The following is a 7,139-nucleotide window of genomic DNA, read 5'->3' as shown; positions in this document are numbered from 1 at the left end:
AAAGATGCCCTAGAAGTCTGTGAAGATATTCGTCATCAAAGTAGTATGAAAGAACGGTATCAACACCGGAAAAAAACGATAGAACGGTTATTCGGAACAGCTAAAGAATATCATAACTTACGTTATACCAGAGAAAAAGGAAAGTCCAAAATGGAAGATAAGGTTGGGCTTACTTTAGCGTGTCTAAATATCAAAAAATTGGTAAAAATGATGACAGGAAAGACCTATAATTTTACCCAAATATCTCAATAATATTGGATTATAGGAGAATTAGGTAAGAATATAAAAAAGACAAACATCAAAAACGATGTTTGTCTTTAGAATAATTATTAATTAAGCTTAAATTCTCTACAATTACAAGAAAGGTACTATTACTTATCAAATTATTGCCTCATCGTAGAGAAGAATCTAGATGATGCTTACGTAAAGCATGTAGGTGATAATTTCCTCCCAATTCTGTCCATTCAATATTATGATAAAACCACCAAATATTGCGATATTCTTGATTACTTTGAACACCCCGAGACTCACTATAAGGTGAATAGCTAATAATTCCCGGAAAATCCTGGTCTGAAACCATAGAATCATTAGTGAAGTACATACAATGATTCAAAAAGTTACCGTCAGAATCCAACTCCAACCAATTAGATTTACAGAGACAATCAAGATTATTTTGACAAACTCCTTCGACCTTCGCTGAACTTTCATCTTGTTTATCAGTCATTGCCCGAAATGCTTTTTCTTTCTTTAAAGAACTGATATTTACCAATATAACACCTGTATCAAAACTAAAATTTCCTTGTTCCAATGACATATTACTATCATGCTCTCTCACAGTAGCTACCGGATACTCTCCCATATCCATATCAAAAAGATCATCTAATTTTTTTGTAATAATTACATTTTGTCCGAGGTATAGTGCTTTATCTTCCTCTACAAAATCTCCTATCACGGAGTACAAACTTTTAATATCATAAATAATACACTCATGATTCAAATTACCATTATCAGGTATACGACAGTCTACAATCTCCGAGTCAAATTCCTCCAAACGTCTATCCATTAGTTGAAACCACTCACAGGGAAAATCATGATTTACAAGATAAAAGCGGAGTGAGCGATTATGAAAACAAATGGACTTAATAGTCGTTTGAATTTCGTACAGATTGCGAAAGTGGGATACCAAAATAATGGCTTTTTTATTGTCTTTATGCATCGGTGTAAGATAGTTTAATAAATCTCTCTTTTCTTTCATTTGGTAAAAGATATGAGACTTTGGTAACTTCCTATTTTCAATTTCTGAAATAAAGAAATTTAACGAATCCATATAACCTTTTTTATAGGCTCTCAGTGGATATCCCAGAGTCGCTAACATTGATAATCGTTCCTCTTGAATTAAAAGACTCTCATTAAACCAGTCAACCGTCCAATTACGCGATAAACTCTCTCCTCGATGTCGATAAATATAAGATCCTTTATGGATGTAGACTATTTTTTCTGATTTCAAGAAAACTTTCAAATTAAATAGGGCATCTTCCCCCATCCTTGCCAATGGAAAGTGAAGATCATTAAGAATTTCTTTTCGATAAATTTTTGCCCAAGGAACAATTAAAGCGGCATTTTTCGACTCTCTAGAATCATTTAATAAGTTCATTACTGAATAATTGTCATAAATTTCTTCATAATAGTCATTTGACATATGGAAGTAAAAGTTAGAATCTTCATCATTGAAGCTGGTATAATTTTCAAAAACAATATCTGCTTGATATTCTTCAATTTTTTCATATAAGACTTCAACATAAGTCGGTTCAATCCAATCATCAGAGTCTATAAAAATAATATATTCAGAAGTAGCAAAGTCTAATCCTAAATTACGCGCTTCGGACACGCCTTCATTTTCCTTTTCTAGATAAACAATTCGGTTATCTCGTGCTTCATATTCCTGACAAATGGCACCAGAATTATCCGTCGAACCATCATTCACAATAATGACTTCGAACTGATTAAAAGTCTGTCCTAAAATACTATCCAGACATTGCCTTAAGTATTTTTCTACATTAAAGACTGGCACAATAATGCTAACGAGTTTTTTCATTTATAAATCTCCATCATAACTACAATTAGTTTTTATCTGTATAATCCTTTTTAAATAATGTCATGATTAATTTCATATCCATAAACATTAATGCTATCTAAAAATAGGTATTATTCATAAGATTTCATTAACTTCTCACTATACATATTTTCTAATCACTATTTACTCTATCATTACTAGTTACACTTGGTTTATCAATACTAAGTATTCATTCAAAATTTCTTCAACTGCTATGAGGCGTAAACTATCACATAACCTAGCACTGAAAGTTCCTTGCTCGCAAGTTTTATGACAAACAAAATATTTACTATCATTCATTATTGCATTTTACACTTTTTCCGAAGTCAAAGAAAAATATTACTAATACTCTTTCTGAACAGTACAATTAAAATGTTCGGAAATACTAGATATATATGGGTAAGTTCATTTTAATAGTAAACTAGAACCAAGCCAAGAAGCTGGTTCCATTGAAATCTAAAAAACGACACGTGTTCCATGAACTTGCTCAAGACCAGGTATGGCAAGAAATTGGTCACGATTAGCCACGGAGATACCACCACCAGCTAAAATCTCCAACTGACCTTCTGCTAACCCAAGCAATTCTTCATAACGTTTCAAGCGTGATTCTAAATCAGTCTCGGGAGTTCCAGCACAGGTGAGCAGACGCGTCACACCGTGGTCCTTAAGCCACTGGATTGCACTAGGCTGGTCTGCTTTAGGGATTTGATCAAAGGCCATATGCATGGTAACTTCTAAGCCTCGACTGGCATCTAGTAAGGTCTTAAGAGCTTCTGTATCAAGTTGGTTTTCTGAAGTCAAAGCACCAAGTGCAAAGCCGTCAACACCCAAGTCACGCGCACACTTGATATCTTCTAGCATGATAGCCAATTCTTGCTGGCTATAGACAAAGTCGCCCCCTCGTGGACGGATCATTACAATCACTTTAGCCTGATAATCCTTGGCCAGCTCAACGGCTGCCTTTATGACACCATAAGAAGGTGTCGTGCCTCCAACAGCCAGATTATCACACAACTCCACGCGTTGAGCACCAGCTTTAAAGGCTTTTTCTAAGAGAGTGACATTCTCTGCACAAAATTCATAAATTGGCATACTGAACCTCCTATTAGTTGTAGTGGTAAGCAATTACTACTTCTTCTTATGTGGAAAAAGGGGAAGGCCGAGCTTAGCAATCTTTTCTGCTGGGGTCTTCATGCCATCCTTGACCCATTTGGAAATTACTGAAACAATAGCCGAGCTCCAGAAGGAATTAAGGTAGCTACCGGCACCATTTGATGAGCTACCATTTCGTTTTTCCAAAAAATCATAAACAGCTTTGGTCAATACTTGCTCAAAATTGTAATCAATGGCAAGACTGATGATTTTGGCTTCTTTTTTGACTTCCTTAAGGAGATAAACCCAGACTTGGTAAAGATCCGTCTTGAGATTATAGCCGTCCAAAGACTTGGTAATCTTTGCAATACTAGACTCAAAAATAGACTTCAAAATCTCTTCCTTGGAACCATAATTACGATAAAAGGCAGCACGGGATACGCCCGCACGCTCAACCAGTTCCGATATGGTAATCTTTTTAAAGTCTTTTTTATCCAACAATTGTAGGAGAGAAATTTCGATGGATTCTCGTGTAATTGCCTTGTTTTCTTGGTTAAATCGTTTCAGATTATCCAAGGATTTCTCTGAGATTTTTCTTTCTGCCATAACATTCACTTTCTATCTGTCACACCTGATGAGATCTGCTATGATAGCAATGCACTTCATGATAAAATTGTAAAAGAAGACAAAACACTTGTCAATGTACATTATGCAGATATGAGGTATAAACCTATGAAATGGAAAATTATTGCGGATTCAGGCTGTGACTACCGTTCTTTAGACAATCTAGCACCAGATACGGAGTTTGTCAGTATTCCTTTGACTATCCAAGTGGGTGAAACCATTTACAGGGATAATGCCCAACTCAATATTGATCAAATGATGGAGGAGATGTATGCGACTACAACTGCTTCCAAATCTGCTTGTCCAAGTCCTGATGACTACATGAAGTCCTTTGAAGGGGCGGACAATATCATCGTTGTGACGATTACCGGAACCCTTTCTGGTAGCTATAATAGTGCTGAAATTGCTAAGAAGATCTATCTGGAAGAGCATCCTAATGCCAACATTCACGTCATTGATAGCCTGTCAGCTGGTGGCGAGGTCGACCTGCTCATTCGTAAGCTCAATCACTTAGTCGCTGAAGGCCTTGATTTTGACCAAGTACTTGATGCCATCACAGCTTACCGAGCCAAGACTAAGTTGCTCTTTGTTTTAGCTAAAGTTGATAATTTGGTGAAGAATGGTCGTCTAAGTAAACTGGTTGGCACCGTTGTTGGACTCCTCAATATCCGTATGGTCGGTGAAGCTAGTAAGACTGGTACCCTAGAGTTGCTTCAAAAAGCTCGTGGTCAAAAGAAAGCTATCAAAGCTGCCTTTGATGAATTGATCAAGGCAGGTTATACAGGTGGACATATTACGATTGCCCACCGTAACAATGACAAATTTATCGAGCAATTCTCTGCATTGATTCGTGAAAAATTCGCCCAAGCAAGCATCGAAGTCCTTCCTACTTCTGGACTTTGTAGTTTTTATGCCGAAGAAGGCGGACTCCTTATGGGGTACGAAATTTAAGAAAATATCGAAAAGAGGCTGGACTAGATGTTCGGTCTTTTAAAATTAAATGATGTTATTAGATAATCAGTAGAATAAAATTTTATAACTAAAGATTCTCTCTTTTTCTTTGCGACAATCTAGCGTAATCGCTTTCATTACCTCCATCTTTTATGGTAAGATGGAAGTGACGCATTAGTGTCATATGCTTATAAATTTGAATACTCTTATTAAAGATGGAGATAGTTTATGAAACAGAAACTGACACATTCACGTTTTCTTATCCCTGGGATTATTCTCCTTGGGATTGTTTTGCGGAGCCCTTTTACAACCCTATCCACTGTCTTATCAGACATTGCTTCTGGTCTAGGTGTGGAGGTAAGTTCTCTCGGGCTCTTGACGAGTCTGCCACTCTTGACCTTCGCGATTTTCTCACCTTTTGCAGCTAGCTGGGCTAAACGCTTTGGTATCGAAAGACTCTTCCTCGGAGTTCTGATTGTGATGACACTCGGTTCTGCTTTGCGGACCTTCAATCTTCCCCTCCTTTATGTGGGAACGATTTTAGTCGGAGCAGGGATTGCCTTTCTCAATGTCCTTCTCCCAAGCCTCATCCAAGCTAATCAGCCTAATCGAATAGGATTCTTGACCACACTCTACATTACCTCTATGGGCTTATCAACAGCCGTAGCCTCATCAGTTGCCGTTCCAATCACTAAGGCAACATCATGGCAGGGCTTGGTCTGGGTATTGACAGCGGTCTGTGCCCTAGCTCTTGTAATTTGGCTTCCTAATGTAGGTCACAATCATTACTTAGAACAAGATACTTCTACTAGCGAAAATTCAGGCAGCTGGTATAAGAGTGGCAAGGTCTGGGCCATCATGATTTTCGGTGGCTTGCAGTCACTCTTCTTCTATACCACTATCACTTGGCTCCCAACCATGGCTACACAAGCCGGTGTCGGCGAAGCCAATGCCGGAATCCTAGCTTCAGTTTTCACACTGACTAGTATTCCTTTTTCTATGATTGTTCCTAGCCTAATCACGAAACTTTCTGATCGCAACCGTCATTTGATGCTAGTAACTACCATCCTAGCAGGATTAGTCGGAGTTGCCATGCTTTTGGTTAATACCAACAGCTTTGTTTATTGGTTGGTCCTTAACCTCCTAATCGGAAGTTCTGCTAGTGTCCTATTCCCTTACATGATGGTAGTCTTTTCAATGAAGGCTAGCTCCCCTGAAAAAACAGCTCAACTATCAGGGTTAGCCCAAACCGGAGGCTATATCTTTGCGGCCCTTGGTCCAGTCTTGTTTGGTTCAAGTAAACAACTCTTTAATTCTTGGACCCTTGCGGTATTAATTCTTCTTGTCTTGACCATAATCATGGGAATTGCCCTCTATAAAGTTGAAAAAACAGACGTTATTTTGTAAGTGAAAAAATAATATAAGAAAATGCCCCACAAGTTGTAGCTTGTGGGGTGGTTTTTGTGTGTAATCAATTATTATTCTCCAAAAATGGAACAACCAAATTAATCCACTCTTGAGGTAGGTAGGCTGATAAATAGCCATGATTATAGCCCTTTGCTTCATACAGGATAGTGTTGGGATGCAACTGCTGAAACAATCTAGCTGATTCCTTAACACCATTCAATTCTTTTTCACCATAAATATAGAGAACCTGCGCCTTACTTTTAGAAATCCTACTATTCAATTTGTAGTGCCCCATATAGGTTTTATAGATGGTCACTAATGTTTTGATAGGTGTCCTTGGCATATCCTCCATATAATAATTTTTTATCTCATCTGGATAAGCTAATTGGGGATAGATTTTATTCATCATGCTTAACTGAAGTTTACACGCGGGTTTACTGAACATCAGTTTACCGAATAATGCTACCAGTAAGATGCTAAATCTCGCCAACCTTGGTTGAGGAATACAGAAGCTCCCGTCTATGATTGCCTTCTCAGCTATATCGCTGTCTAAGGACAAAAGCTCCATGGCAATTTGACCACCAAGTGAGACTCCACCCACAGCAAATAATTTCCCACCGCAGTTCTGTCGGACATAGTTCAGAATTTCTTGTGCCGAATCTTCCGTTGATATATAATCCTTTTGATGCTCCTCTCCGTGACCACTTAGTGTTGGTAAAATGACATGGTACTTATGAGACAAGATACGAGCTTGCCTAAGGTAATTCCACCAGGAACTACCCCCACCGTGTATCAATAAAATGTATGGCAAATTTTTATCACCAAATTCATGAAATTTCATATTTGAACTCCTTACTGTAGACTTCTACTAGATCCTTCAATTAAGACTTATCACGTTCAAACTGTAAAAATACCACAACGTATGATTTCAGTATACATCTATATTTTAATA

Annotated in this window: 6 protein-coding genes and 1 pseudogene; 3 read left to right on the top strand and 4 right to left on the bottom strand. The window is 37.8% G+C overall.

The window, feature by feature from the left end; translation table 11 throughout:
• Positions 1-321: pseudogene (locus tag HMPREF2877_RS00270) on the top strand (transposase); the annotation flags it as partial.
• A 70-nt stretch (positions 322-391) separates the two neighbouring features.
• Here the strand turns inward: HMPREF2877_RS00270 and HMPREF2877_RS00265 are convergent.
• The 3 genes from HMPREF2877_RS00265 to HMPREF2877_RS00255 all read right to left on the bottom strand — a co-directional run bounded on the left by HMPREF2877_RS00265 (position 392) and on the right by HMPREF2877_RS00255 (position 3,811).
• A complete protein-coding gene (locus tag HMPREF2877_RS00265; RefSeq protein ID WP_070577976.1) occupies positions 392-2,095 on the bottom strand; it encodes a glycosyltransferase family 2 protein in 1,704 nt (567 codons plus the stop codon).
• 474 nt (positions 2,096-2,569) lie between these two features.
• Positions 2,570-3,205 (bottom strand): copper homeostasis protein CutC, encoded by a 636-nt coding sequence (locus HMPREF2877_RS00260; RefSeq protein WP_070577973.1) that lies wholly within the window; start codon positions 3,203-3,205, stop codon positions 2,570-2,572.
• 36 nt (positions 3,206-3,241) lie between these two features.
• A complete protein-coding gene (locus HMPREF2877_RS00255; RefSeq protein ID WP_070577970.1) occupies positions 3,242-3,811 on the bottom strand; it encodes a TetR/AcrR family transcriptional regulator in 570 nt (189 codons plus the stop codon).
• A gap of 126 nt (positions 3,812-3,937) precedes the next feature.
• On the opposite strand from HMPREF2877_RS00255, the gene HMPREF2877_RS00250 reads away from it, so the two are divergent.
• Entirely contained in the window at positions 3,938-4,780 is an 843-nt protein-coding gene (locus HMPREF2877_RS00250) for a DegV family protein (RefSeq protein ID WP_070577967.1), read from the top strand.
• A gap of 228 nt (positions 4,781-5,008) precedes the next feature.
• Positions 5,009-6,187: a CynX/NimT family MFS transporter gene (locus HMPREF2877_RS00245; protein WP_070577963.1), complete on the top strand. Its 1,179-nt coding sequence runs from the start codon at positions 5,009-5,011 to the stop codon at positions 6,185-6,187.
• Positions 6,188-6,251: 64 nt separating this feature from the next.
• Here the strand turns inward: HMPREF2877_RS00245 and HMPREF2877_RS00240 are convergent, their stop codons facing one another.
• Positions 6,252-7,028 (bottom strand): alpha/beta fold hydrolase, encoded by a 777-nt coding sequence (locus HMPREF2877_RS00240; RefSeq protein WP_070577960.1) that lies wholly within the window; start codon positions 7,026-7,028, stop codon positions 6,252-6,254.
• Positions 7,029-7,139 lie beyond the last annotated feature (111 nt).

The organism is Streptococcus sp. HMSC072D03 (genome assembly GCF_001812855.1).
Taxonomy (GTDB): Bacteria; Bacillota; Bacilli; order Lactobacillales; family Streptococcaceae; genus Streptococcus; species Streptococcus salivarius_D.
Note: the sequence above shows the minus strand (reverse complement) of the source record. Positions and strands in the feature narration are given on the sequence as shown.

Coding starts and splice junctions, on each gene's coding strand:
- HMPREF2877_RS00245 (WP_070577963.1), top strand. CDS start 5,009: ATGAAACAGAAACTGACACATTCACGTTTTCTTATCCCTGGGATTATT.
- HMPREF2877_RS00255 (WP_070577970.1), bottom strand. CDS start 3,811: ATGGCAGAAAGAAAAATCTCAGAGAAATCCTTGGATAATCTGAAACGA.
- HMPREF2877_RS00265 (WP_070577976.1), bottom strand. CDS start 2,095: ATGAAAAAACTCGTTAGCATTATTGTGCCAGTCTTTAATGTAGAAAAA.
- HMPREF2877_RS00240 (WP_070577960.1), bottom strand. CDS start 7,028: ATGAAATTTCATGAATTTGGTGATAAAAATTTGCCATACATTTTATTG.
- HMPREF2877_RS00260 (WP_070577973.1), bottom strand. CDS start 3,205: ATGCCAATTTATGAATTTTGTGCAGAGAATGTCACTCTCTTAGAAAAA.
- HMPREF2877_RS00250 (WP_070577967.1), top strand. CDS start 3,938: ATGAAATGGAAAATTATTGCGGATTCAGGCTGTGACTACCGTTCTTTA.